Origin of the sequence: Microbacterium sp. R1 (assembly GCF_015159725.1) — a bacterium.
Classification (GTDB): Bacteria; Actinomycetota; Actinomycetes; order Actinomycetales; family Microbacteriaceae; genus Microbacterium; species Microbacterium oxydans.
Genome location: NZ_JADDUD010000001.1, coordinates 2,025,683 through 2,050,657, shown reverse-complemented (window position 1 = coordinate 2,050,657; position 24,975 = coordinate 2,025,683). Strand labels below are relative to the sequence as shown.

At 67.5% G+C, this 24,975-nt stretch carries 23 protein-coding genes; 11 read left to right on the top strand and 12 right to left on the bottom strand.

From position 1 onward, the window contains the following. Positions 1-143 precede the first annotated feature (143 nt). A complete protein-coding gene (gene dxs, locus ILP86_RS10070) occupies positions 144-2,084 on the top strand; it encodes a 1-deoxy-D-xylulose-5-phosphate synthase (RefSeq protein WP_046747209.1) in 1,941 nt (646 codons plus the stop codon). 64 nt (positions 2,085-2,148) lie between these two features. Here the strand turns inward: dxs and ILP86_RS10065 are convergent, their stop codons facing one another. The 3 genes from ILP86_RS10065 to ILP86_RS10055 all read right to left on the bottom strand — a co-directional run bounded on the left by ILP86_RS10065 (position 2,149) and on the right by ILP86_RS10055 (position 5,015). Beyond that, a complete protein-coding gene (locus ILP86_RS10065; RefSeq protein ID WP_193761865.1) occupies positions 2,149-2,844 on the bottom strand; it encodes an SPFH domain-containing protein in 696 nt (231 codons plus the stop codon). Positions 2,845-2,985: 141 nt separating this feature from the next. Continuing rightward, positions 2,986-4,440 (bottom strand): glycerol-3-phosphate dehydrogenase/oxidase, encoded by a 1,455-nt coding sequence (locus ILP86_RS10060; protein ID WP_193761864.1) that lies wholly within the window; start codon positions 4,438-4,440, stop codon positions 2,986-2,988. Continuing rightward, on the bottom strand, positions 4,437-5,015 hold the full coding sequence (locus tag ILP86_RS10055) for a TetR/AcrR family transcriptional regulator (protein WP_052748652.1): 579 nt from the start codon (positions 5,013-5,015) through the stop codon (positions 4,437-4,439). The genes ILP86_RS10060 and ILP86_RS10055 overlap by 4 nt, the downstream gene beginning before the upstream one ends. A 20-nt stretch (positions 5,016-5,035) precedes the next feature. On the opposite strand from ILP86_RS10055, the gene ILP86_RS10050 reads away from it, so the two are divergent. The 3 genes from ILP86_RS10050 to ILP86_RS10040 are packed head-to-tail and all read left to right on the top strand — an operon-like array spanning position 5,036 to position 9,189. After that, positions 5,036-6,658 carry an FAD-binding oxidoreductase gene (locus ILP86_RS10050; RefSeq protein WP_227750945.1) on the top strand — a complete coding sequence of 541 codons (1,623 nt, stop codon included), beginning with the start codon at positions 5,036-5,038 and terminating at the stop codon, positions 6,656-6,658. A gap of 1 nt (position 6,659) precedes the next feature. Then, a complete protein-coding gene (locus ILP86_RS10045; RefSeq protein ID WP_193761863.1) occupies positions 6,660-7,565 on the top strand; it encodes a YegS/Rv2252/BmrU family lipid kinase in 906 nt (301 codons plus the stop codon). Continuing rightward, complete coding sequence (locus ILP86_RS10040) at positions 7,558-9,189, top strand: GMC family oxidoreductase (protein ID WP_193761862.1); 1,632 nt, start codon at positions 7,558-7,560, stop codon at positions 9,187-9,189. The genes ILP86_RS10045 and ILP86_RS10040 overlap by 8 nt, the downstream gene beginning before the upstream one ends. On the opposite strand, the gene ILP86_RS10035 is transcribed toward ILP86_RS10040, so the two are convergent. The 5 genes from ILP86_RS10035 to ILP86_RS10015 all read right to left on the bottom strand — a co-directional run bounded on the left by ILP86_RS10035 (position 9,174) and on the right by ILP86_RS10015 (position 15,020). Further along, on the bottom strand, positions 9,174-9,725 hold the full coding sequence (locus tag ILP86_RS10035; protein ID WP_157543658.1) for a hypothetical protein: 552 nt from the start codon (positions 9,723-9,725) through the stop codon (positions 9,174-9,176). The two genes, ILP86_RS10040 and ILP86_RS10035, sit on opposite strands and share 16 nt — an antisense overlap. A 96-nt stretch (positions 9,726-9,821) precedes the next feature. Next, entirely contained in the window at positions 9,822-11,966 is a 2,145-nt protein-coding gene (locus ILP86_RS10030; RefSeq protein WP_193762016.1) for a 3-hydroxyacyl-CoA dehydrogenase NAD-binding domain-containing protein, read from the bottom strand. A gap of 8 nt (positions 11,967-11,974) precedes the next feature. Beyond that, a complete protein-coding gene (locus tag ILP86_RS10025; protein ID WP_046747202.1) occupies positions 11,975-13,180 on the bottom strand; it encodes a thiolase family protein in 1,206 nt (401 codons plus the stop codon). A 72-nt stretch (positions 13,181-13,252) separates the two neighbouring features. Continuing rightward, a complete protein-coding gene (locus tag ILP86_RS10020; protein ID WP_061018750.1) occupies positions 13,253-14,446 on the bottom strand; it encodes an HRDC domain-containing protein in 1,194 nt (397 codons plus the stop codon). After that, entirely contained in the window at positions 14,439-15,020 is a 582-nt protein-coding gene (locus tag ILP86_RS10015) for a DUF3000 domain-containing protein (protein WP_058631752.1), read from the bottom strand. The genes ILP86_RS10020 and ILP86_RS10015 overlap by 8 nt, the downstream gene beginning before the upstream one ends. A 25-nt stretch (positions 15,021-15,045) precedes the next feature. Here ILP86_RS10015 and ILP86_RS10010 point away from each other — a divergent pair, with 25 nt between their 5' ends. Further along, complete coding sequence (locus ILP86_RS10010) at positions 15,046-16,200, top strand: S9 family peptidase (RefSeq protein WP_193761861.1); 1,155 nt, start codon at positions 15,046-15,048, stop codon at positions 16,198-16,200. On the opposite strand, the gene ILP86_RS10005 is transcribed toward ILP86_RS10010, so the two are convergent. Next, positions 16,184-16,615, bottom strand: coding sequence for a SufE family protein (locus tag ILP86_RS10005; protein WP_193761860.1), 432 nt, complete (start codon positions 16,613-16,615; stop codon positions 16,184-16,186). The two genes, ILP86_RS10010 and ILP86_RS10005, sit on opposite strands and share 17 nt — an antisense overlap. Before the next feature lie 19 nt (positions 16,616-16,634). Then, positions 16,635-17,528, bottom strand: a complete 894-nt coding sequence (locus ILP86_RS10000) for a sulfurtransferase (protein ID WP_061018748.1) — start codon at positions 17,526-17,528, stop codon at positions 16,635-16,637. A gap of 145 nt (positions 17,529-17,673) precedes the next feature. Here ILP86_RS10000 and zapE point away from each other — a divergent pair, with 145 nt between their 5' ends. From zapE to ILP86_RS09985, 3 genes are all read left to right on the top strand, one after another. Beyond that, positions 17,674-18,711: a cell division protein ZapE gene (gene zapE / locus ILP86_RS09995; protein WP_193761859.1), complete on the top strand. Its 1,038-nt coding sequence runs from the start codon at positions 17,674-17,676 to the stop codon at positions 18,709-18,711. 134 nt (positions 18,712-18,845) lie between these two features. Continuing rightward, positions 18,846-20,084, top strand: a complete 1,239-nt coding sequence (locus ILP86_RS09990) for an ammonium transporter (protein ID WP_113681272.1) — start codon at positions 18,846-18,848, stop codon at positions 20,082-20,084. 20 nt (positions 20,085-20,104) lie between these two features. Next, the gene (locus tag ILP86_RS09985; protein WP_179516037.1) at positions 20,105-20,689 is read left to right on the top strand and encodes a type II toxin-antitoxin system PemK/MazF family toxin; all 585 of its coding nucleotides are present in this window, start codon (positions 20,105-20,107) and stop codon (positions 20,687-20,689) included. Here the strand turns inward: ILP86_RS09985 and ILP86_RS09980 are convergent. Further along, positions 20,655-21,812, bottom strand: coding sequence for a DUF1611 domain-containing protein (locus ILP86_RS09980; protein ID WP_193761858.1), 1,158 nt, complete (start codon positions 21,810-21,812; stop codon positions 20,655-20,657). The two genes, ILP86_RS09985 and ILP86_RS09980, sit on opposite strands and share 35 nt — an antisense overlap. Before the next feature lie 281 nt (positions 21,813-22,093). On the opposite strand from ILP86_RS09980, the gene ILP86_RS09975 reads away from it, so the two are divergent. Next, positions 22,094-22,480 carry an SPW repeat protein gene (locus ILP86_RS09975; RefSeq protein WP_058631749.1) on the top strand — a complete coding sequence of 129 codons (387 nt, stop codon included), beginning with the start codon at positions 22,094-22,096 and terminating at the stop codon, positions 22,478-22,480. 70 nt (positions 22,481-22,550) lie between these two features. Here the strand turns inward: ILP86_RS09975 and ILP86_RS09970 are convergent, their stop codons facing one another. Next, positions 22,551-22,994 (bottom strand): GIY-YIG nuclease family protein, encoded by a 444-nt coding sequence (locus tag ILP86_RS09970; protein ID WP_127012163.1) that lies wholly within the window; start codon positions 22,992-22,994, stop codon positions 22,551-22,553. Positions 22,995-23,463: 469 nt separating this feature from the next. Here ILP86_RS09970 and ILP86_RS09965 point away from each other — a divergent pair, with 469 nt between their 5' ends. Both ILP86_RS09965 and ILP86_RS09960 read left to right on the top strand, forming a co-directional pair. Further along, positions 23,464-24,489, top strand: coding sequence for a hypothetical protein (locus tag ILP86_RS09965; protein WP_193761857.1), 1,026 nt, complete (start codon positions 23,464-23,466; stop codon positions 24,487-24,489). Positions 24,490-24,585: 96 nt separating this feature from the next. Then, entirely contained in the window at positions 24,586-24,939 is a 354-nt protein-coding gene (locus ILP86_RS09960; protein ID WP_152424352.1) for a hypothetical protein, read from the top strand. Positions 24,940-24,975: the final 36 nt, after the last annotated feature.

Below are 24,975 nucleotides of genomic sequence, written 5' to 3'. Positions count from 1 at the left end.
GGGCTCGTGTCTTCGGACACGGGCCCCTCCGTCGTGTCAAGGGGGCTTCCATCCTCGGAGCTTTCCCGGCCCGGGGCGGTAGGATCAGGACGACGCCCGCACCCGTGTCGGGCGTCTTTGACGAAGCCTGTGAGGAGGCGCAGATGCCCATTCTTCCGAGCATCTCTGGACCCCGCGATCTGGATGCCCTCTCGACCGAGCAGCTGGCGGAACTCGCCGCGGAGATCCGCGAGTTCCTGGTCGAGAACGTGTCCCGTACCGGCGGCCATCTGGGCCCCAACCTCGGCGTCGTCGAGCTGACGATCGCCCTGCATCGCGTGTTCTCGTCTCCGGACGACCCCTTCATCTTCGACACCGGGCATCAGTCCTACGTGCACAAGCTGCTCACGGGCCGCCAGGACTTCTCCGGCCTGCGCGTGCGCGGCGGACTCGCGGGGTACCCGCAGCGCGGGGAGAGCGCCCATGACGTGGTGGAGTCGTCGCACGCCTCCAGCTCGCTCAGCTGGGCCGACGGTATCTCCCGGGCGCTCACGGCGACCGGCCGCGCCGACAGGCATGTGGTCGCGGTGGTCGGCGACGGCGCGCTGACCGGTGGAATGACCTGGGAGGCGTTGAACAACATCTCCGATGACAATGACCGCAACCTGGTCATCGTCGTCAACGACAACGGACGTTCCTACGCGCCGACGATCGGCGGCATGTCGCGCTACCTCAACCGGGTGCGTACGGCAGCGGCCTACAAAGACCTGCATCAGCGCTCCGACCGCCTCTTCCGTGCTTTCGGTCCCGTCGGCCGTGCCGTGTTCCGCGGTGTCCGCGGCGGTACCCACGGGTTCCTCTCGCGGTTCACGAACAATGAGGCGCTGTACTCGAACCTCGACATCAAGTACCTCGGCCCCGTCGACGGGCATGACCTCCCCGCGCTGCTCGAGACGCTGGAGCTGGCGAAGTCGTACGGTGCCCCCGTCATCGTGCACACGATCACCGAGAAGGGCCGCGGCTATCAGCCGGCCCGCGACGACGAGGCCGACCAGTTCCACGCCGTCGGCAAGATCGATCCGACGACCGGGGAGACCCTGTCGTCGGGCGGTCGTGGGTGGACCGACGTCTTCTCCGACGCTCTGGTCTCCGTGGGTGAGCAGCGCAACGATGTGATCGCCATGACCGCTGCGATGCTGCGACCGACGGGCCTCGCGCCGTTCGCCGAGCGCTTCCCCGACCGCGTCTACGACGTGGGAATCGCCGAGCAGCATGCCGTGGCCTCCGCCGCGGGACTGGCCTACGGGGGACTGCACCCCGTCGTCGCCCTGTACGCCACCTTCATGGGGCGTGCCTTCGACCAGGTGCTGATGGACGTGGCGCTGCACCGCGCCGGAGTCACCTTCGTCCTCGATCGCGCCGGTGTGACCGGCCCCGACGGGCCGAGCCATCACGGCATGTGGGACCTCGCCATGCTGCAGATCGTCCCGCACATCCGCATCGCCGCGCCCCGCGACGGCGCCCGACTGACCGAAGCCCTCCGAGAGGCGGTCGACGTCGAGGACGCACCGACGGTCATCCGCTTCCCCAAGGGCGAGGTCGCCGCCGACCTCCCGGCCATCGAGCGGCTCAGCGACGGCGTCGACGTACTCGCCCGCGGCGAGACGGAGGACGTGCTCATCGTCGCCATCGGCCCCTTCGCGGAACTGGCGCTCGATGTCGCCGACCGGCTTCGCGCGCAGGGCATCGGCGCCACCGTCATCGATCCGCGATGGGCCATCCCTGTGCAGCCGTCGATCGTGGAGCTCTCGGCTCACCATCGCCTCGTGATCACCATCGAAGACGGGATCCGCGTGGGAGGAATCGGCACCCGTGTCCGGCAGGTTCTTCGAGAGGCGGGGATCGACACGGCGGTGGACGAGCTGGGTCTTCCCGACGAGTTCATCGATCACGCCTCCCGCGATCAGATCCTCGCCGATGCGGGGCTCACCGCGCCCAAGATCGCGCAGGATATCGTTTCGCAGGTGCTCGGGACCCGCATCCCCAAGGCGCGTCACGCGGGCGAGACCGGGACGATCGACCTTCCCCTGCACGAGAGGCACTGAGACCCGTCCCGGGGGTTTCCCGCTCCAGCAGAGTGCCCCGCTCCGGCGGTGGTGCCGGGGGAGATCAGTTCAGGGCATGCAGTGCCGCGACGGCCTGGGCTCCGCGATCCACCTCTCGGAGTGCGGTCGACAGCAGGTAGCCGTCGGTGAGCGCGTCGCCGGTGACCATCACGCGCACCAGCTCGACGCCGCAGGCGCGGCGAACCTCGTCGGCACTGGCCGCGATGACCCGGGTGTTGATCTCGTCGTTGTGCGGCAGCTCGGCTCCTTCGAGGCTGCGGACCACATCTCGCAGCGCCGCGCCGACGATGTTCGAGGCGCGTTCCTTCACGTTCACCACATCCAACTCGAAGACGCGCAGATCGTGCCCCGTCGGTAGGGGACGCCACTCGAACGAGGCGTGCACGCGATGCTGATGACCGCTCGCACCGCTCAGCTCCCGCGCAGGCAGATCCGTTGCGCGGCACCGCACGTCGACGAGTTTGTACCAGTAGAACAGGGGGAACGCCCCGTGTGAGCCCGGGTTCAGCACGACGACTTCGCCCACCGCGCCACCGCGCTGGGACGGACGCCGTTGAGGGCGGTTGCGGATGATGGGTTTGCCGTTGCGGGTTCGGATGGCCGCCCAGCCCTCGTCGACGGTGACGATGAAGAGCTTGAGGAGAGCGGGGAGCACCAGGAGAGTGGTGAGGATGGCCGTTCCGGTCTTCAGCAGGCCCGACATCCCCTTGCCGCCCAGCATCGTGAAGAGCATGTCCATGTCACCACTGTGCAGGTTCGCCGAGTGCCGATGTGTCGTCGGGCGACCTGCTCGCCGTGATTTCATGCGGTGTTCCCCGCACGTTCCCTGCCCGGCTGCGCGGCGGATACGCGATGGCTCCGGCCGCGCCGTGATCCGGTCTCAGAGAAGCGCGGAGACCGCGCGGGCCACGACGGACTCGACCACAGGACGACAGCGGGCTCTATCCGCGTCGACGAGTCCGATGCGCGTGCGCCGGTCGAGGACATCGTCGACCGTCATCGCCCCCTCCACGCGGACGGCGTACTCGACCTCTGCCGCGGTCAGGGCCGTCGCCTCGTCGAGCAGCTCGTCCGATGAGGGGACGTCACGATCCGCGAGCCGCAACGACGCGGTGCGACTCTGTCGCGACGACGGCAGACTCCGCGTCGTGACGGCGAGATCGACGGCATCCTCGGCCATGCGTCGATAGGTCGTCAGCTTCCCGCCGAGCACCGAGATGAAGCCCGACTCCGATGCCGCCACCAGGTGTCGACGGGAGATGTCGGCTGTCGAGTCGGTTCCGCTGTCGACAAGCGGCCGCAGGCCGGCGAAGGCGCCACGAACCTGATCGCGTCGGACCGCGGTGGCGAGAACGCGGTTGAGGCTGTGGAGGAGGAACTCGATCTCGGTCTCCGTCGGCTGAGCGACCCGCGGGACCGCACCGGGTGAGTCTTCGTCGGTGAGTCCGACGATCAGTCGTCCGTGTGCCTGTGGCAGAGCGAAGACGTATCGGCTGATCGACCCTTCGTGAGGGATCGTCAGTGCCGTCGACGGAGTGCCGAGGTCGGCGGCGTCGAGCACGATGTGGGTCCCTCGACTCGGTCGCACCGTGATCGACGGATCGAGTGCTCCCGCCCACACTCCCGTCGCGTTGACGACCGCACGTGCACGGATCTCGAAACGCTCGCCCGTCGTCGCCTCCTCGACCGAGGCCCCATCTGCGCGCAGGGAGAGGGCACGGACCCTGGTGAGGATGCGGGCGCCGAGGGCCGCTGCGGTGCGGGCCACCGTCGTGACGAGGCGCGCATCATCGACGAGCTGGCCGTCATAGGCCAGCATCCCTCCGCGGAGGCCCCGCTGGTCGAGGGCTGGCATCAACCGCATGGCCGTGCGCGCGGAGACCACGGCAGGGGCGGGGAGGACCCGGCGCGGGGTGTGTGCGCGCATCCGCAGCACATCGCCCAGCCCCATGCCCACGGTGCCTGCGACACGCTGCCGGAGTGTGACAGTCTGCGAGAACGGCAGGAGCTGTCCGAGGGGGTGGATGAGGTGAGGGGCGATCGAGGTCATCAGGAGATGGCGTTCGTGCGCGCTCTCCCGCGCGGTCGCGAAGTCTCCGGTGGCGAGGTAGCGCAGGCCGCCGTGCACGAGCTTCGAGCTGAATCTGCTGGTGCCGAAAGCCAGATCCTCGCCTTCGATCAGCGTCACGGTGAGTCCGCGAGAGGCAGCATCGAGTGCGACTCCCACGCCCGTGATGCCGCCGCCGATCACGAGCACGTCGACCCGCTCCTCGGCTGCGAGCGTGAGCTCCGTCCTCCGTCGCGCGACATTGAGCGCGGATGGCTCCCTGCTCATGGGCGCAGCAGTCCGTCCAGCGCGGCCCGCAGTTCGCGCTCCCATGCCGCCTCCGAGATCAGATCGGAGACGGTCCCGTGGGAGAGCACCGCGGACTGCGCGATGAGCAGCAGCATGACGGCCATCTCCTGCGGTGCACCGTCGCGCACCGATCCGTCGAGCTGTGCGGTTCCGATCGCTGCGGACAGCCACCCGAGGATCATGCGCTGGCTCGAACCCACGCGCTGCAGCGTGTATCGCGTGAACGCTTCCGGCTCGTCGGCCAGCAGTCTCGCATACAGGGCGTCGCTCCGGAACAGGCCGATGAAGCGCAGCACATCGTCGACGAGGGCGGGCCTGGTGGCCGCAGTCGCGGGGAAGGCGCTCAGGATGGTGGTCACACGGCGCAGCAGTGCTGCACGGACGACGTCATCGGCGTCGTTCCAGTTGCGGTAGATCGTCGGCCGACTCAGCTCTGCGCGCCGGGCGAGCTCCGCGACGGTGACGCCGTGCACGCCGCGCCTCTCGATCAGCGCATCGGCCGCATCGAGGATCTTCGTCTGCGTGGCATCCCAGAGAGGTTGACGTTCTTCCATGATGTGTCACACTGTAACGCATGGGCCAAGAGAACGGCAGGGTCGATGCGGACTCGCTGATGAGATGGAACGGCTGGGGCGACCCGGCCAAGGCGAAGGGGCTGCCTCTGCCGGTGCGTGCTCTGCTGCCGATGCTGTTGGGTCGCGTCCGCACGCCCGCTCCGGCCGTCGAACTCTCGGAGGTGCAGCTGCGCCCGTCGCGTCTGACAGCGGAAGACCGCGCGGCGTTCGTCCTCGCCGTCGGCCTCGAGAACGTCGACGACACACCGGAGGCCCGTGTCCGTCACGCGGGCGGGCGCTCGACGCCCGACCTGCTTCGCCGACGCGAGGCACGACAGGACGCACCGGACGCCGTCGTCCGCCCCGCCGACCACGACGAGGTCCGTGCGTGTCTCGATGCTGCGGCGGCGCGAGGTGTCGCCGTCATCCCCTTCGGTGGCGGGACGAGCGTCGTCGGCGCACTCGATCCTGAACGGGGCGCGCATCACGCCGTGGTCAGTCTCGATCTGCGGCGGTTGAGCGGCATGGTGCGGCTCGATGAGACCAGTGGTGAGGCCGTGCTCGCGGCCGGCACGACGGGGCCGGAGGCGGAGGCGCTGCTTTCCGCGCGCGGGTTCGAGCTCGGTCATTTTCCGCAGAGCTTCCGCTATGCCACGATCGGCGGATTCGCGGCGGCTCGGTCTTCGGGGCAGAACTCTGCGGGGAACGGCCGCTTCGACACGATGGTGACCGGGATCAGAGTGGCCACTCCGACCGGCGACATCGAGCTCGGGCGGTCGCCGGGCTCTGCCGCAGGGCCCGACCTGATTCGAGTGTTCCTCGGCTCCGAGGGCATCTTCGGCGTGATCACCGAGGTGCGGGTGCGCGTCCACCCGATCCCGCGCGCGAGGGTGTTCGAGGCCTGGTCGTTTCCGGACTTCGCCAGTGGAGCCGAGGGGCTTCGTCGTGTCGCTCAGCTGAGCGGCGGTCCGACCGTCATCCGGCTGTCCGACGAAGCGGAGACGACTGTCAGCCTCGCCCAGGTCGGGCGGATCGGAAAAGCACTGGCCAAGGGCGCCAGCGTGGTCACGGTGTACGAAGGCGAGGACATCGCGGAACGACGGGCTCATGCGGGTGCTCACCTCGCCGCGGCGGGCGGGACCTCCTCGGGGGAAGGCCCGGCAGAGGACTGGCTCAGGACCCGGTTCGACGGACCTTATCTGCGCGATTCACTTCTCGACGCCGGCGTCTTCTGCGAGACATTGGAGACCGCGACGACGTGGTCGAACCTGCAGGCGCTGCGCTCGACGGTCGAAGCGGCGCTCAAGGAGGGCTTCGCGGACATCGGCGCCAAGTCGTACGTCATGTGCCACGTCTCGCACATCTACCCGACCGGGGCGTCGCTGTACTTCACGGTCCTCGCAGGAGTGCGCACCGACATGCTCCGTTCGTGGGAGCCCGTGAAAGCGCGTGTGAACGATGCGATCATCACCGCAGGGGGAACGATCAGCCATCACCACGCGGTCGGGCGGGACCATGCGCCGTGGCTCGGTCAGGAGATCGGGGAGACCGGGGTCCGCATCCTCGCCGCCATCAAGAGGGAGCTCGATCCGTCGAGCATACTCAACCCCGGCGCCGTGATCCCCGCGGAACGGACGCACTGACGTGTCCGAGCACATCGCCGTGCTCGCGAATCCGTTCGCCGGCAAGGGGCGGGGCGGGCGAGCGGCGGAGGCAGCCGTTCGACTTCTCCGGGAGCGTGGTGCCGAGGTGCGAACGTACGCGGGTGCCTCCGCCGCCGACACCGCCCGGCTCGCCGTCGCCGCGCTGGCCGACGGCCCTCGTCTCCTCGTGGTCGTGGGCGGTGATGGCACGCTGGCCGGCGTGCTCGACACGGTGTGCGCCGCCTCCGTCCCGGTCGTCCTGGTGCCGGCGGGCACGGGGAACGATCTCGCCCGAGCCCTGGGCCTCCCACGTGGTGACGCACGGGCCGCCGCCGAGCTCGCCCTCATCGGCGTGCCACGAGCGATCGACGTCGGCGTCGTCCGCACCGCGAAGGGCAGTCGGAGATTCCTGACCATCGCGGCGCTGGGCTTCGACGCGAAGGTCAGCGACCGCACCAACAGGCTCCGCTGGCCGCACGGCGCACCTCGCTACTACCTCGCGCTGCTCATCGAGCTCGTGCGACTGCGGCCGATGGAATTCCGCATCGCCGTAGACGAGGAAGCGGCGAGGAGCTCGCCGGGCACGCTGATCGCAGCCGGCAGCACTTCCAGCTACGGAGGGGGTATGCCGATCTGCGCCGGAGCCGTCCCCGACGACGGACTCCTCGACATCGTCCATGTCGCGCCATTGGGCCGCATGCGCCTGCTGGGTCTCTTCCCGCTGCTGCTGCGTGGGACGCATCTCGCGCGCGCTGAGGTCGCGCACCGGCGTGCACGGTCCGTGACGGTCTCGGCCCCCGGCCTCGTGGTCTACGCGGACGGCGAGCGCATCGGCGAGGATGAGTGCACCATCTCGGTGCTTCCCGGCGCGCTCACGATGATGGTGCCGAAGGAGAGCGATGACTGAGTTCGACGAGGATGTCGTGGTCGTGGGTTCCGGCTTCGGAGGTTCGGTCGCTGCTCTGCGGCTGGCGGAGAAGGGCTACCGTGTTCGCGTCTACGAGGCGGGTCGCCGCTTCGAGGACGACGACTTCGCGAAGACCAGCTGGGACGTCCGTCGCTATCTCTGGGCGCCGGCGCTCGGCTGCTACGGTGTGCAGCGTATCCACCGATTGCCGCATGTGATGATCCTGGCCGGTGCGGGGGTAGGCGGCGGATCGCTCAACTACGCGAACACGCTGTATCAGCCGGGCGCGACCTTCTTCACGGACCCGCAGTGGCAGGGCATCGCGGAGTGGGAGCACGAACTCGCGCCGCACTATGCGACGGCCAAGAGGATGCTCGGCGTCGTCGACCAGTACCCGCACGCCGGCCCTGTGGAGCGGATCATGGCCGGCGCCGCGGACGATCTCGGCGTCGGCTCGACGTTCCGGCACGCACCGGTCGGGGTCTGGTTCGGGAAGCCGGGGGAGCGCACGCCGGACCCCTTCTTCGGCGGCGAGGGGCTCGATCGAACCGGGTGCACGCTGTGCGGCAACTGCATGGTGGGCTGCCGCGTCGGCGCGAAGAACACGCTCATGAAGAACTACCTGGCTCTGGCGGAGCGCCGCGGAGTCGCGATCGAGGCCCTCCGCACGGTGAGCGAGGTGCGTGAGCTCCCCGAAGGAGGATTCGCGGTGACAACGCAGCGTAGCGGGGCCTGGGTCCGCCGCGCGCGGAAGACCGTGACCGCCCGGGAGGTCGTGCTCGCCGCCGGCACCTGGGGCACGCAGCAGCTGCTGCACCGGATGAAGGAGTCCGGGGCTCTGCCGCGGGTCTCGGACGCCGTAGGTCGGCTCACCCGCACCAACTCGGAGGCCCTCGACGGCGCGGTCGCCGTGAGCGTCCCGGACTCGCTGCAGCTCGCCCGCGGCGTCGCGATCACCACGTCGTTCCACGTCGACGACCGCACCCACGTCGAGAACGTCCGCTACGGGCCGGGGTCGAACCTGATGGGTGCACTCGCTACCGTGATCGTCCCCGGCGGACGTCCGATAGGGGTGCGACTGCGCAGTCTGGTCGCCCAGATGCTCCGTTCCCCGGTGCGGCAGTTCCGTCTCGGGAGCCTCCGCCGCTGGAGCGAGCGGGGTATCATCGCGCTGGTCATGCAGACAGCGGACAACTCGCTCACGCTCTCCCTGCGCCGCCGCTTCGGCCGCCTCATCATGACGAGCGCACAGGGACACGGGGAGCCGAACCCGAGCTATCTGCCCCAGGCCCATGCGGCGGCGGCGGCGATCGCCGCGCGGGTCGAGGTGGACGGTGGGGTCCCAGCCGCTGCACGTGGATCCTGGCCTGAGGTGTTCGGCATCCCCCTCACCGCGCACTTCCTCGGCGGTGCCGTCATCTCGGCGTCACGCACGGACGGTGTCATCGACGGGTATCACCGGGTCTGGGGGCACCGCGGCCTGCACGTCGTCGACGGCGCCGCCGTGCCCGCGAATCCCGGGGTGAATCCCTCGCTGACGATCACCGCACTGGCGGAGCGGGCGCTGTCGTACTGGCCTCGTCGCGGCGAGGACGACGCGCGCCCGGTTCAGCCGGCGAGCTGAGCCTCGGCGACGGGGCTCTGTGGTGCAGGGTCTTCGGACAGCGCCCGTGAGGCTGTCCAGTACCAGCCGTGGGCGACGCTGACGGCGCTCATCCCCAGCAGGGGAAGTGCGATGTACGGCTCGGTGATGTTCGTCAACAAAGACCCGAATTCTCCGGTCAGGTTCGCGGGCCAGGTCCCGACGACCGCGATGACGACGCCTCCGACCACGAGACCGAGTCCTGCAAAGGCGATGAGGTGTTGCCGCATGCCCGCCGTGGTCCGCAGAAGCCGGCCCAGCACGAAGGCGGCCCCGCTGCCGATGAGGGTCGCCAGAGCGGAGGTGGCCACGACGAAGAGGAGCTGGAACCATGCCACCAGGATGAGGATCGAGAAGACGGTCTGCAGGGAGCGCGACATGATGGCGAGGACGACGGTCGTCACCAGGAGGAACAGAGCGTTGAAGGTGATCCAGGTCGCAACGGCGCCGCGCCAGAACTCGCGTCGGCTGAAGGCCATCGGCTGCTCGGTGGTGCGCGGAGACGGGCGAGAGCTCATCGATCCAGGGTAGGGCTTGCCGAGCGCCGGACGACGAAGCGCCTCACCGGATTCGCTGGGAATCCGGTGAGACGCTTCGGTGATGGCGTCCGGCGATCAGCGGCTTTCGACGCCGCGGATCTGCGGGGTGTGGAAGGAGCCGCCGAAGGCCCGCTCGGATGCACCTTCGCGGTCGAGGTACGGTGAGGCGCCGCCGTCGATGAAAGGCCAACCGGCGCCGAGGATCAGGCACAGATCGATGTCCTCGACCTCAGGGACGACGCCCTCGTCGAGCATGAGCTTGATCTCCTGCGCCAGACCGTCCTGCACGCGCTGGAGGATGGTCGCGGCCGTGGCCGGTGTCTTGCCCACCGCCGGCTTCAGGACCTTCTCCGCCTGCTTGCTCCAGCCGACGACGCGTCCGCCCTTGTCCTTCTCCACGACCGTGTCGAGCTCGGCGAGCGCGTGGAAGTTCTCGTTGGCGTAGAACCGGTCGGGGAACGCATGCACCATCGTGTCCTGCACGTGGGCGGCGACCTTCCAGCCGACCAGGTCGATCAGCTGGAACGGGCCCATCGGGAGGCCGAGGGGTCCGAAGGCCTTCTCGACCTCGGCGATCGGCGTGCCCTCGTAGACGGCACGTGCGGCTTCGCCCATGACCTTCGCGAGCAGCCGGTTCACGACGAAGCCCGGGGCGTCGGCGGTGAGCACCGCGTTCTTCCCCAGGTTCTTCGCGACCACGAAGGCCGTCGACAGCGCGGCGTCGGCGGTCACCGGGGTCTTCACGATCTCGATCAGCGGCATGACCGCGACCGGGTTGAAGAAGTGGAAGCCGACCAGACGCTCCGGGTGCGCGAGCTTCGACCCGATCTCCTCGACCGACAGGGAGGAGGTGTTGGTCGCGAGGATCGCGTCCTCGGCGATGATCTTCTCGATCTCGCCGAACACCTGCTGCTTGACGCCGACCTCCTCGAACACCGCCTCGATGACGAAGTCGCAGTCCGCGTAGAGGCTCTTGTCGGTCGTGCCTGTGACCAGCGCACGCAGCTTGTTCGCGCTATCGGAGTCGAGACGTCCCTTGGCCTCGAGCTTGCCGATCTCCTCGTGGATGTAGGCGACGCCCTTGTCGACACGTGCCTGATCCAGGTCGGTGATGAGCACAGGCACCTGGAGCTTGCGCACGAACAGCAGTGCGAACTGGCTGGCCATGAGACCGGCACCGATGATGCCGACCTTGGTGACCTTCTTCGCGAGCTGCTTGTCGGGCGCACCGACCGGACGCTTCGCACGCTTCTGCACCAGGTCGAACGCGTACATCGACGCGGCGAACTGGTCCCCGGTCACGAGTTCCGCCAGCGCCTCGTCCTCGCGGGCGAAGCCCTCCGCCTTCGTGCCGCTCTTCGCCTTGTCGAGCAGCTCAAGGGCGGCGTACGGCGACTTCGGCACGGTGCCGATCTTCGACTCCAGCATGCCGCGCGCCATCTTGATCGCGATCGGCCACTTGGTGAGGCGCTCGAGCTTGCCGGGCTCGTTCTTGCGCTCGACCTTCGTGCCGCCGAGTACCGCATCCGCCCAGGAGAGCGAGTTCTCGAGGTAGTTCGCCGCGGGGAAGATCGCGTCGAAGATCCCGAGGTCGAACGCCTGCTGCGGCTTCAGCATGCGGTTCTGCTTGAGCGGGTTCGAGATGACCACCTCGAGCGCGTTCTCGATGCCGATGAGGTTCGGCAGCAGGTAGGCGCCACCCCAGCCGGGGATGATGCCGAGGAAGACCTCGGGAAGCGCCACTGCCGCCGCCGAGGCGTCGACCGTGCGGTATGTGGAGTTCAGAGCGATCTCCAGTCCGCCGCCGAGCGCGAGTCCGTTCACGAACGCGAAGGACGGCACGCCGAGGTCGCCGAGCTTGCCGAGCACCTTGTGGCCCAGCTGCGCGATGAGGCGTGCGTTGTCCCGGGACCCGACCTTGCTGATGTCCGAGAGATCGGCGCCGGCCGCCATGATGTACTGCTTGCCGGTGATGCCGACCGCCTGGATCTCGCCGGCCGCTGCCCTGGCCTTGAGGCCGTCGAGGGTCTCGCCCAGCTGGGTGAGCGTCGCGGGTCCGAGCGTGTTCGGGCGGGTGTGATCGCGACCGTTGTCGAGCGTGATCAGTGCCAGCACCTTGCCGGAGGCGAGGCGGATGTCGCGCACCGGTGACTGTGTGATGACCTCGCCCTCGGTGAGCGCCTGGATGGGGGAGAAGTCGATGTCGTCGTAGTTGGTCACGTTCGCGCTCACTTCTTCTTCTTGCCGTCGTAGTGCGGGTTCTCCCAGATGACCGAACCGCCCTGGCCGAGACCCACGCACATGGCGGTGAGGCCGTAGCGGACATCGGGACGCTCGGCGAACTGCGCCGCGAGCTGGATCATGAGGCGCACACCGGACGCGGCGAGCGGGTGCCCGAGGGCGATGGCGCCGCCCCACTGGTTGACACGCGGATCGTCGTCGGCGATCCCGAAGTGGTCGAGCAGGGAGATCACCTGGATGGCGAAGGCCTCGTTGAGCTCGAAGAGACCGATGTCGTCGATCGTGAGACCGGCTTTCTTGAGGGCTTTCTCGGTCGACGGGATCGGGCCGATGCCCATGATCTCGGGCTGGACCCCGGCGAACGCGAACGAGACCATCCGCATCTTCGGCGCCAGTCCGAACTCCTTGACCGCACCACCACCGGCGAGCAGCGACATCGTCGCGCCGTCGGTGAGAGGGGAGGAGGTGCCTGCGGTGACGCGTCCGTGCGGGCGGAACGGCGTCTTCAGCGCGGCGAGGTCTTCCATGGTGGTCTGCGGGCGTCGACCTTCGTCCTCGGTGGCGAGGCCCCAGGCGCCGTCGGCACCCTTGATCGCGACGGACACGAGGTCGGGCTGGATCTTGCCCGCGTCGTATGCCGCCTGCACCTTGTGCTGGCTCAACATGCCGAAGCGGTCGGAGCGCTCCTTGGTGAGGTGCGGGAAGCGGTCGAAGATGCGCTCAGCCGTGACGCCCATGTTGAGCGCGCCGGGGTCGACCATCTTCTCTGCCACGAACCGCGGGTTCGGGTCGGCGTTCCCGCCGATCGGGTGGTGCCCCATGTGCTCGACGCCGCCGGCGAGGGCGAAGTCGTACATGCCGACACCGATCGATGCGCCCATCGTGGTGACGCTGGTCATCGCGCCGGCGCACATGCGCTCGACCGCGAGGCCGGGCACCGTCTGCGGAAGGCCCGCGAGGATCGCCACCGAGCGCCCGAGCGTCAGCCCCTGGTCGCCGGTCTGGCTCGTCGCCGCGATGGCGACGTCATCGATGCGGTCGGCCGGGACGGAGGCGTTGCGCTCCATCAAGCCGATGGTCGCCTTGACGGCGAGGTCATCCGCGCGGGTGTTCCAGTACATGCCCTTTTCGCCGGCGCGCCCGAAAGGGGTGCGTACTCCATCGACGAAGAAGACGTCCGAGATCTCGGCCACTCTGCCTCCAAGTTAGTGCGTGGCCTCAGTCTATGAAGCCCGGGAAACAGGGAGGAATCGGTTGGTTCGAACCTACGAAGCGGGTGCGGAGGTGCTGTCGGGCGTTTGCGCCGCCTCTACAAAGGCGGCCGCGATCTTCTGTGCGGTCTGTTCAATCTGCCAGGGGCGGGCTCCGAGTGCTGCCAGCGCATCCCCGATCTCCTCCGCCGTCTCACCGGGGAGATCCCACGCCACGCGGCGGAGGTATTCCGGGGTGAGGAGGTTCTCGGTCGGCATCCCCAACTCCTCGGCGATCGCTTCCACGACAGGGCGCGCGGCCTTGAGCCGCGCATCCGCTTCGGGGTTGCGATCGGCCCATGCGCGCGGGGGAGGAAGCGTATCGCTCGGGACCCGTTCGCGCGGGAGCTCTTCCGATGCCCGCCCATCGACGATCGCCTGCCACCACCTGTCGAGCTGCGTGCGGCTCGCGCGGCCCTGGAACTCCTTGATACCGGCGAGGGCCTGCTTCGACGGCGGGTTGGCCATCACTGCGGCGACGAGTGACCGGTCGGGAACGAGCCGGCCGGGGGAGACATCCTGGTCCTGTGCATACGCTTCGCGGGCCTGCCAGAGCGAACGTGCGACCGCGAGGTTACGAGCCCCGCGCACCTGGTGCAGGCCACTGAGCCGGCGCCAGGGGTCCTCCCTCGGCGGCTTGGGCGCGCGGGCCAGAGTGGCGGCGAACTCCTGGGCGGCGTACTCCGTCTTGTTCTGCTCCTCCAGTTCGAGCACGAGAACGTCGCGGACATCGATCAGATGCAGCACGTCGAGCGCGGCGTACTCGAGCCAGGAGTCGGGGAGCGGACGCGTCGACCAGTCGGCCGCCGAGTGCTCCTTCTTCAGCGTGATGCCCAGCGTGTCCTCGACGACGGCGCCGAGTCCGACCCGCTCGTGCCCGAGCAGACGGGACGCGAGTTCGGTGTCGAAGATCACCGGAGGCTCGAGGCGCAGCTCCCGCAGCGAGGGCAGGTCCTGGCTCGCGGCATGCAGAACCCACTCGACGTCGCCGATCGCCTCCTGGAGAGGAGCGAAATCGCCGATGGCCGGCGGGTCGAAGAGGAAGACCCCGGCTTCGCGCCGGAACACCTGCACCAGATAGGCGCGTTGCGAGTAACGGAAGCCGGACGCGCGTTCCACGTCGACGGCCACGGGGCCGGTGCCCGCAGCGAGTACGGCGCAAGCCGCGCGGAACTCCTCAGCATCCGAGATCACGGAGTATTCAGTCACGTACAGCCTTTCGCGCGCCGATCACGGCGATGCCCTCGGAGCCGGGCGGAAGTCCCGCCAGCATTCCGACCAGCTCGGCCCATGCTTCGACGTGCGGTCGGAACGGGCCCTCCGGAGTCCAGGACGCACGCAATTCTATCTGCGCGCCGTCGCCTTCGATGGCGAGCCCGCCGAATCCCTTCGACAGCGTCTTCGTCGACGTCCCCGATTCCGAGTGGTAGACCGCATCCCGCGAATCGAGCGCGTCGACCAGCCACGACCAGGTCACGTCGGCGAGCAGGGGATCGGTGCCGATCTCGGTCTCCAGTGGAGCCTGCGCGAAGATCACGATGCGCCACGAGCCGCCCCAAGCGCCCGGCTCGTCCGGATCGTGCAGCAGGACGAAGCGGCCCGTGCCGTACACCGACTCGCCGTCGCTCTCCGGGCGCACGTCGGCGGCGAGGGCGATGGCGAAGGGTGCGAGACCCTGTGGCGTGGCGATCTCGCGTACCGTGATGTCATCGCGGAACTCGGTCTCGCGCAGTTCGGCCACGGCGCTCTCGAAAGGCGTCCCGGCCTCGGGGTGTGCGGTCACGGCAACAGGCTAGAGTCAGGAAGCGATGAAGAGTCTCAGGCACGCCGTTACGCTCCTTGTCCCCGCGCTGTTCGCCTTCGGGGCAGCGTTCGCTCTCGTCGTGTTCGCGGTCGCCCGACGGGTCGTCACCCCGATGCGCCGACCCACCGATACACAGATCCTCGCGGTCGACACCGGTGCGCAGACCATCGAACTGCAGCGCACTCCCGACACCGAGCTCCCCGGGCGCTACGGCCTGTTCACGACAGGGACGTACGGCTACGTCAAGCTCGGTGCGGTGCTCAGCGCAGACGCCACGACCGTTCGACGCAAGCTGCTCACGCAGATCGAACCCGGTGCGCGCGTGGATCGTGCTGCGGCATTCAGCGGCTACTACTACTCCACTCCGAGCGAGCTGCACCTGCAGTGGGAGAACCTTCTGATCGGCTCTCCCGCCGGCCCGTGTCCGGCCTGGTACTTCCCCGGGTCGTCGTCGACCTGGGTGATCCAGGTGCACGGCCGAGGAGCGACACGGGCGGAGTGCCTGCGCGCCGTGCCGGTCATGCACGCGGCGGGCCTTCCGACCCTGGTGGTGTCCTACCGCAACGATGGTGAGGCTCCCCGCACCAGGGCCGGTGCGTATGCGCTCGGGGCATCGGAGTGGCGTGACGTCGATGCCGCCATCGCGTACGCACTCCGACACGGAGCAGAGCGGGTCATCCTGATGGGCTGGTCGATGGGGGGAGCGGTCTCGCTGCAGGCCGCGGTGAGTTCGGGTCACAGAGACCGCATCGCGGGGATCATCCTCGAGTCCCCTGTCGTCGACTGGCGCACGGTGCTGCGGTTCCAGGCGAAGCTTGCCGGGGTGCGGCCGCCCTTGCCCGAGCTGGCCATGGGGGCGCTGCAGATGCCTCTCACCGCGCGCCTCAGCGGCGCAGACGAGCCGATCCACTTCGATCGCCTGGACATGGTCGCCCGAGCGGACGAACTGACCGCACCGATCCTGATCCTGCACAGCGACGACGACGGCTTCGTGCCCGCGGATTCGTCCCATGCCCTTCAGAATGCGCGCCCCGACCTCGTGACGATGCCGAAGTTCACGGTCGCCCGTCACACGAAGCTGTGGAACTACGACCAGACCGGATGGACCACCGCCATCACGGACTGGCTCGAAGCCACGGGTTTCAGCGCTTCTCCATGACCTGGTTCTTCGCCCGCATCAGCATCCCGGTCATGCCTCCGATCCGCAGCGGCGACACCGCTTTCGTGAGGCCGATCGACTGCGGGTAGTCGTTCGGGATGGCGAGAACCTCGTCGGCGGTGAGACCGGTGAGCCCCTGCACCAGGATGCTGGCGAACCCGCGGGTGGTCGGCGCCTCCGGAGGTGCCGTCGCATGCATGGTGACGATGTCGTCCTGCACCTCGACGTGGATGTACACAGGGGACTGGCACTCCGCGACCCGCTCGTACATCTCGGGATGCGCCGCGACCGCGTCCGAGACGTCCGGGAGCTCGTCCGAGAACTCGAGCAGCAGGAGGAGCCGATCCGACTCCGGGGTCTCCAGGAATCCCTCGCGGATCTCGGCAAGGGTGTCAGGAACGTCGCTCGTGCTCATCCCTGTCATTGTCACACGCTCAGACGGTACCCGGCTCTGAGCCCGTGACGATCGGCACGCGCACTGCGCTTCCCCACTCCGTCCAGGAACCGTCGTAGTTGCGGACGTTCTCGAACCCGAGGAGGTGCTTGAGCACGAACCAGGTGTGGCTCGACCGCTCACCGATACGGCAGTAGGCGACGACGTCGTCGCCGTCATTCAGGCCGGCGCCGTCACGGTAGATCACGTCGAGCTCGGCCCGGGGGCGGAATCCGCCGTCTTCCGCGACCGCCTTCGCCCACGGAACGCTCTGCGCGGTGGGGATGTGTCCCGCCCGCAGCGTCCCCTCCTCGGGGTATGCGGGTGCCGTGGTGCGCTCACCGGAGTACTCCTCGGGGGAGCGCACATCGATCAGAGGGCTGCCGATGTGGGCCAGGACGTCTTCCTTGTATGCGCGGATCACGGAGTCGTCGCGCTCGATCACGGGGTACTCCGTAGCCGGCCGGGAGGTCGCCTCCCGGGTGAGTTCCCGTCCTTCGGCGATCCAGCGGTCACGTCCGCCGTCGAGCAGGCGTACGTCTTCGTGGCCGAACAGCGAGAACACCCAGAGGGCGTAGGCGGCCCACCAGTTGTTCTTGTCGCCGTAGATGACGACCGTGTCGTCGCGGGCGATGCCCTTGCGGCTGAGCAGTTCGGCGAAGCCCTCGCCGTCGACGTAGTCACGCACCACCGGGTCGTTGAGCTCGGTGTGCCAGTCGACCTTCACCGCTCCGGGGATGTGGCCGGTCTCGTAGAGCAGGACGTCTTCATCGGATTCGACCACCACGAGGCCGGGGGTCCCCAGCCGTTCCGCGAGCCACTGCGTGGTCACCAGGCGGCCGGGCTCGGCGTACTCGGCGAACTTGGGGGAGGAGGAATCGAACTCGATGGCCATGGGGTCTCCGAAGCGTTGAGCGGACGAGGGTGCTGCTGCAGACGGCGTAGTGTTGTTCCGTCCCTTCGACGATAGATCCCCGCCGAGCACCCTGCGCCCGATTCGTAAGACTTCGACACAGGTGAGCACCTGATCCAGGACCGTGATGACCGACCCGACCAGCCGCACGGGAATCGTGCACCTCACCGAGCGCCAGCCGACCGTCAGCGGACCCGAGATGCTGGCGAGCCTGGTGCCGCCGCCGCAGTTCGACAGTGCGACGTTCGACAGCTACCGCGCCGACCCCGCCTACCCTTCGCAGGAAGAGGCGAAGGAGACGCTGATGCGCTTCGCCGGACGAGGTGCTCCCGTGAAGCGCGGAGGTCTGTTCAGCCGGGCGAAGAAGGAGCCGGAGCTCAAGCCGGGCGTCTACCTCGACGGCGGATTCGGAGTGGGCAAGACACACCTGCTCGCCTCGATCTACCACGCGATGCCGGCCCGCCGGAAGTACTTCGGCTCGTTCATCGAGTACACGGCCCTCGTCGGCGCGCTCGGCTACAAGAACACCGTCGATCTGCTCAAGGGCGCCGATCTGCTCTGCATCGATGAGTTCGAGCTCGATGACCCGGGCGACACGATGGTCATGACGCGCCTGCTGGGCGAGCTCGTGCCGACCGGCACCAGACTCGCAGCCACCTCGAACACCCCTCCCAACGCACTCGGTGAGGGACGCTTCGCCGCACAGGACTTCCTGCGCGAGATCCATGCCATGTCCGACAGCTTCCAGACACTGCGCATCGACGGCGTCGACTTCCGCCAGCGCGCCCTCGACGGTCATGCCGTCGTGCTCGACGACGACGCCTACGCTGCGGCCGTCGCTGCGGCCGCCGCAACGGGCACCGCGTCTGACGACCGGTTCGACGATCTGATCCGCCATCTGGCACAGGTGCATCCGTCGCGCTACATCCGACTCATCGACGGACTCGGCGGCGTGGGTGTGCGCGACGTCCGTCAGCTGACCGATCAGTCGGAGGCACTGCGTTTCGTCGCCTTCGTCGACCGTGTGTACGACGCGCAGATCCCGATCCTCGCCACTGGCCTCAGCCTCGATTCGGTGTTCTCCGACGAGATGCTCGCCGGTGGATACCGCAAGAAGTACCTGCGCGCCATCTCCCGACTCAACGCCCTCACGCATTCTGCGTAAGCCCGTAGGCGCGCGTAACGCGATGTTCACGGGCGGAGCCGCGCTGTAACAGCGGGGAAACAAACCTCACGCATTGACGAAACCGCAGGTCGTCACACTGAAGCTCTCAATTACTTCGGATGTGAGGTTTTCCTATGGATGCTCCCGGCAACATCTCGTGGGCGATCACCGCGACAGCGCTGGTGCTGCTCATGACGCCCGGCGTCGCCTTCTTCTACGGCGGTCTCGTCAAGGCGAAGAGCGTCGTCAGCATGATGATGATGAGCTTCGGCTCCATCGGACTCGTCGCCGTGCTGTGGATTCTCTTCGGCTACTCGATGAGCGCCGTCGACAGCCCGACCGCCTTCGCAGGCAACCCGTTCGCCGACTTCGGCCTCTCGAGCCTGGCCGCAGGCGAGGGCTCGAACGTCGCTCTCCTCGGCGTCGCCTACGGCGCCACGTTCGCGATCATCACCGTCGCCCTGATCTCCGGGGCGATCGCAGACCGCGCGAAGTTTGGCAGCTGGCTGATCTTCGCCGGTATCTTCGCGACGGTCGGGTACTTCCCCGTGGCCGCGTGGGTCTGGGGCGGCGGCTGGATCATGAACCTCGGCACCACGCTCTTCGGTGAGGACAGCGGCATCGGCGTGATCGACTACGCCGGTGGAACCGCGGTGCACATCAATGCGGGTGCTGCGGCCCTGGCCCTGGCTCTGGTCCTCGGCAAGCGCATCGGCTTCCAGAAGGGCATCCTGAAGCCCCACAACGTGCCGCTGACGCTTCTCGGCGCCGCTCTGCTGTGGTTCGGATGGTTCGGCTTCAACGCCGGCGCCGAGTGGCTCGCGGAGGACATGGGCGGTGTGGGACTCATCGGTCTGAACACTCTGGGTGCGACCGCCGCAGCCATCCTCGGCTGGATCCTGGTCGAGAAGATCAAGGACGGCAAGCCCACCTCGGTCGGTGCCGCCTCGGGCGCCGTCGCCGGTCTCGTCGCCATCACCCCGGCATGCGCCAACCTGACTCCGGGATGGGCGCTGCTGCTCGGCGCACTCGCCGGTGTCGTCTGCGCACTCGCCATCGAGCTGAAGTTCCGTCTGGGCTTCGACGACTCGCTCGACGTCGTGGGTATCCACCTCGTCGGCGGCCTCATCGGAACGCTCTACCTCGGGTTCTTCGCCACCGAGACCGGACTGTTCGTCGGTGGGGACGCGCGCCAGCTCGCGGTGCAGCTGATCGCCGCCCTCGGCGTGCTGATCTACTCGTTCGTCGTGGCCTTCATCATCGGCTTCGCCATCCAGAAGACGATCGGCTTCCGCGTCACGAACGAAGACGAGATCGCCGGTGTCGACCAGGTCGTGCACGGCGAGGAGGGCTACGCACTCGCCGACGCGTGATCTGCGGTTAGGGTGACCGTGTGAGCAAGACCAACGGCATCCTGGCAACACTCGCGGAGATCCTGCTCAAGGCAGTGGGCTCCGGCCGGGCGTCTCGGACATCAGGTCCGAGGCGCCCGGACGCGCGTCTACGGACACCCCACGAGCGTCCTGGGACCGCGACCACCGGAGCAGATCGCGGAGCCACGCGCGGTACCCAGACCTTCCGCGTTGACCCGGAGCGGATCACGAACCTGCAGGTCGCGTACACGCCGCAGCGGGACGGCGCCCCGGACGCCGGAGAGATCGTCTGGACCTGGGTGCCCTACGAGGAGAACGACGGACGCGGGAAGGATCGTCCCGTTCTGGTGATCGGCCGGGAATCCGTCGATCGCGTATACGCGGTCCGGATGACCAGCAAACCCCACGACGGCGAGCGGGACTACCTCTCGATCGGCACGGGTGCGTGGGACTCTCAGGGTCGAGAGTCCTGGGTCGACGTCGAGCAGCTGTACAGCGTGCACGAGAGAGGACTGCGGCGGGAGGCCGCCGTCCTCGATCGAGGCCGTTACGACCGGGTCGTGGCTGCTCTCACGCGGCGTTACGGCTGGTCCGTCGCGGGCTGAGCGTCGGGAACGACTGCAGCACCATCTCGACGAGCTCGCTCAGCGGCCGGGTCAGCGGATCCGTGGCGGGGAGTCCGGTGTCGAGTTCGATCTCGTCGATGGCTGTGGCGAGCTGCTGTGCCGTGAGGTTCTCGTGGTTCACGGTGACGCCGATGACCTTCGTGTCTGCGAAAGCCTCGATCAGCGTGATCTCACTCGTGACCGTCGGCATCGCGACCATCGGGAAGTCGCCCAGGACCGCACGACCCGGGGCATGCTGCACAATGACGCCTGCGGGTTGGCTTCCGCGCAGGATGTGAGCGGAGGTGATGTACGCGGGGTGGCTGAGCGCACCCTGACCCTCCACGATGATCACGTCGGGGTCTTCGCCCTCGAACGCCGCGACCACCTGGTTCTCGACCTCCCCCGAGCAGAACTGCGGCACGAGGGCGTCGAGCGCGACGCCGTATCTCCCGCCCTGGATGATCGTGGTCTGACCGGTGCCGACCAATACGGCATGGATGCCCTGCTCGTTGAGCGCACGGACGAGGATCGTCGCTGTCGTGCGCTTGCCGATCGCTCCATCCGTACCGAGGATCGCGATACGCGGGCAGGTCACGTCGAAGATGCGTCCGGAGAACAGGTGGAGATCCTTCTTGTCCTTCGGGCGGCGGATGTCGGTGATCGTGACCTGGGCGAGCAGCGCGGCCGCGACGAACTCGGCATCGTCTGTGAGGAACTCGTGCAGGCCGTTGATGATGTGCATCCCGCGGGCGATGCTGTCCAGGAGCACTGTCCGCTGGTCGGCGGAGAGCAGTCCGTCGGCGGGGGCGACGCCGCAGATCAGGTAGTCCGGGACCTGGCCGGCGTGCGCGATAGCCGTGGGGAGACCCTCGAGGATCGGGATGTCGTTCGCGCGCCCGTCCAGGAACATTCCGGCATCCGCGCCGGCGTGAGTGCTGTCGATGACGCTGAGGACCTCGTACTTCTCGGAGTGGCGGACCAGGCCGTTGGCGGTCTTGCCGTCCTGCTCGCCGAACTGGCCTTCGCAGTAGACGATCGCCGTCGTCCCCGCGGGGAGGGCGATGGGCGCAGCCCACGCGTGCGCGGGGTCGATGAAGGACGGGATTGACGGGGTGGGCATGACGCTCCTCGGGCTCACACAGAGGAGGCGACGGAGAACGAAATGACCGATGAGGCCCGTTGGTCGACGAGAAGTCTTCCCTGATGCCGACAAGATGCCGACATCTTCACCGTAGCAGTGCTGTCTGGGACCGGGCCGCGAGGAAGTGCAGGGCCGGTCCGGTGCCGGACCGGCCGGAACACCTCGATTTCCGATCGACGCATGAAGGAGGACAATCCGATCGGACGTGTGCTTCGAACCATCGGTGAGTCGCGAAAAGCGGCGCCACCCAAGGAGGAATCATGCGTTTCATCCCCACCAAGGTCCACGGAGTCCTCGACTACATCGTCGGCATCGCGCTCATCGCCGCCCCCTGGCTGTTCGGCTTCGCGAGTGTCGGCGGAGCAGCGGTCATCATCCCGATCGTGCTCGGCGTCGGGCTGATCGTCTACAGCCTCTTCACGAAGTACGAGTGGGGCCCCTTCGGCTTCATCCCGATGCCCGTCCACCTCGTGTTCGACATCGTCGCCAGCCTCTTCCTGGCGCTCTCGCCGTGGATCTTCGGATTCGCCGGTGAGGCGCTCAACGTATGGCTCCCGCACGTCGTCGTCGGAGTCGCCGTGATCGTCGTGGTGCTGTTCTCCCAGCCGCAGCCCGCGACCGCCCGGGGACGCGCCGCAACGGCCTGACCCCACCCCCGGACGCGGTGCCGGGCGACTGGACTTCCCGAAGCAGTCGCCCGGCACCGTCATGTCTGGGCTAGTACTGCGCACTCTCCACCCCGCGGAGCGCCTCGCTCAACCAGCGGCCGTAGAGCCCCCAGGGCTCACCCTCCCGCTGGAGGGCGGCGACGTGGGTGCGGAGCTCATCGGTGAAGGTGAACCATTCGCCACCTTCACGGATACCGGCGAAGTCCCTGTGGCGTTGCTGCTCGACAGCTCGGCCTCCGCGCTCGAAGGCGAGAAGCTCTTCATGCCGGATGCTCGCCAATCTCTGCCGCGGACGGCGGCTCGTGCCGATCTTCACGCGGCGGTCGAACCGGATGTAGTAGACGACATCGACCCGGGGGAGAGGCAGGTCGGTATCGGGAGCGTCACCGTATCGCCAGCCGCAGGAGATGCAGCACAGGGCGCCGTCTCGGCGGACACCTCGCGCGTTCCCGCAGAGGGCGCACGGACCCGGCAGTGTGAGTTCGGACGACACCGTCGCAGCCTATGAGAGTCCACCGACATCGGGAGCGCCTGCGGGAGAAGAAAAGAGCCCCGGCGATGCCGGGGGCTGGATGGTGGACGCGGGTGGACTTAAACCGAACACCTGGCAGCGGTTCGAGCGGCTGAGTTCCGCGTGGAATCAGGCGAAACTCCGTATCGTTCACGAGCCAGACGGTGCCACTGACGACGAGCCGGGAGTCGTCTCGAACCCTAGGAGACGAGCTAGAACACCCCTGACCGAGAGGCAAGTGGACGCTATTCGAACTGCACGCGCGAACGGCGAGAGCGTGGTCTCGATCTGTCGGCGGTTCGACGTACATCGGATGACCGTCTGGACGCACACGAGAGACTTGCTCTAACGTCCCCTCGTGCTGCACACCCGAAGTTACCCGTCCACGAGTTGCGCACACGAGCGTTGCTGAGTCCGGAAGCTTGTCGGCTTCACTTGCGATAATGGCACCGTGAAGTTCAAGCGCCGCAACCTCGAAGCCCTTGCTGACCTCATCGTGGGCAACACGGGCCGCGACGACGCTGAAAATGAGGACGAAGCCAAGTACTTCCCCTACCGGTCCAGCATGTACATCACCGAGTTCTTCCAAGAGCTGGAGACGGAGTACCAGCATGACGGTTCAACTCGCCACCGCTGGGTGGCAGATGTGTTGGAACAGATGCTGGCCGAACCGCACGACGGATCCAACCGCCCGCCAGAGATCTTCTGCCGCCTCATCGACCAGCTGATGAGCCCGGCCGATCGGCTCAACGAAGGGTCCGACCGTCCTCGGGCGCTCGCGCAACTCAATGAGGTACTTGGCCGCGAAGGTTTCGAGGCGTTCTATGGCGAGGACAACCACTGCTACCTCCGTCATGTCGGCACCCAGACCGTGACCATCCTTGCCGCCAACCCCCACCGCCCCTTCAGCAAGGCTGAGCTGGAGCGGCGGCAGCTCCTGACGGCGTACCTCGACCAGTGCAGCGAGGATGACCTCATCGAGGAGGTGCTACTCCCGATGTTCAGGCAACTTGGCTACCACCGCATCACCGCCGCCGGGCACAAGGACAAGGCCCTGGAGTACGGCAAGGACATTTGGATGCGCTACACCTTGCCGACGCAGCACATTCTCTACTTCGGCATCCAGGCGAAAAAGGGCAAGCTCGACGCTTCGGGGGTAACCAAGACAGGTAACGCCAACATGGCTGAGATCCACAACCAGGCGCTCATGATGCTGGCACACGAGATCTTTGACCCCGAGACCAACCGTCGCGTCCTGGTCGATCACGCCTTCATCGTCGCGGGTGGTGAGATCACCAAAGCGGCCCGCAACTGGCTCGGCAACGCTCTCGACGCCCACAAGCGCAGCCAGATCATGTTCATGGATCGCGACGACATCTTGAACCTCTACGTCGTCGCAAACCTACCGCTGCCAGAAGGCGCGTTGCCACCAACGCCAAGCAGTCCGTGGTCAACGAACGCCGAGACTCCGTTTTGAATCTCGACGGCGTTCGCCAGCGGAATCGGCGCGACGAAGGCAAATTGACCTATTCTGGCAGCCGCTGCGGGCTAGCAGAATCGAGGAAGGAGTGCGGTGAGCGGTCACTTTCAAAAGGCAGGTGAGTTCCTGCGAGATGCTGCACAAGAGTCTGCTCGACAGGTACTGAGCGATCATCATGATGACGGCCACATAAGGGGTTTCAGCAGCGCTGCTGGTATAGCCTTGCGCCGAATTCAGGAGAAGCTTGATGCGTACAGAGAACAGATGAAGGGTCCAGGTCTGTCCAAGTCTGAGCAAGCGAGTTACGCTCAATTGGACGAGCTGAAGTCTGAGATCGAGGCGGAATATGACCGCTATTGGCGAGGCAGCGGCATTGACTGGAGACCTCTGAAGCCGGTCGCCAAGGGCATCGTTAAGCGAGTAAGCGAATCACAGTCTGACGACTGAAGTGATGTCTCATTTCTAGTTGAGAGGGCTGGGATC

Bases quoted from the DNA above. Each gene is read 5' to 3' on its own strand.
- ILP86_RS09975 (WP_058631749.1), top strand. From the start codon at position 22,094: ATGCGTTTCATCCCCACCAAGGTCCACGGAGTCCTCGACTACATCGTC.
- ILP86_RS10055 (WP_052748652.1), bottom strand. From the start codon at position 5,015: ATGGAAGAACGTCAACCTCTCTGGGATGCCACGCAGACGAAGATCCTC.
- dxs (WP_046747209.1), top strand. From the start codon at position 144: ATGCCCATTCTTCCGAGCATCTCTGGACCCCGCGATCTGGATGCCCTC.
- ILP86_RS10000 (WP_061018748.1), bottom strand. From the start codon at position 17,528: ATGGCCATCGAGTTCGATTCCTCCTCCCCCAAGTTCGCCGAGTACGCC.
- ILP86_RS10040 (WP_193761862.1), top strand. From the start codon at position 7,558: ATGACTGAGTTCGACGAGGATGTCGTGGTCGTGGGTTCCGGCTTCGGA.
- ILP86_RS10065 (WP_193761865.1), bottom strand. From the start codon at position 2,844: ATGGACATGCTCTTCACGATGCTGGGCGGCAAGGGGATGTCGGGCCTG.
- ILP86_RS10035 (WP_157543658.1), bottom strand. From the start codon at position 9,725: ATGAGCTCTCGCCCGTCTCCGCGCACCACCGAGCAGCCGATGGCCTTC.
- ILP86_RS09990 (WP_113681272.1), top strand. From the start codon at position 18,846: ATGGATGCTCCCGGCAACATCTCGTGGGCGATCACCGCGACAGCGCTG.
- ILP86_RS09980 (WP_193761858.1), bottom strand. From the start codon at position 21,812: ATGCCCACCCCGTCAATCCCGTCCTTCATCGACCCCGCGCACGCGTGG.
- ILP86_RS10005 (WP_193761860.1), bottom strand. From the start codon at position 16,615: ATGAGCACGAGCGACGTTCCTGACACCCTTGCCGAGATCCGCGAGGGA.
- ILP86_RS10050 (WP_227750945.1), top strand. From the start codon at position 5,036: ATGGGCCAAGAGAACGGCAGGGTCGATGCGGACTCGCTGATGAGATGG.
- ILP86_RS10010 (WP_193761861.1), top strand. From the start codon at position 15,046: ATGAAGAGTCTCAGGCACGCCGTTACGCTCCTTGTCCCCGCGCTGTTC.
- ILP86_RS10060 (WP_193761864.1), bottom strand. From the start codon at position 4,440: ATGAGCAGGGAGCCATCCGCGCTCAATGTCGCGCGACGGAGGACGGAG.
- zapE (WP_193761859.1), top strand. From the start codon at position 17,674: ATGACCGACCCGACCAGCCGCACGGGAATCGTGCACCTCACCGAGCGC.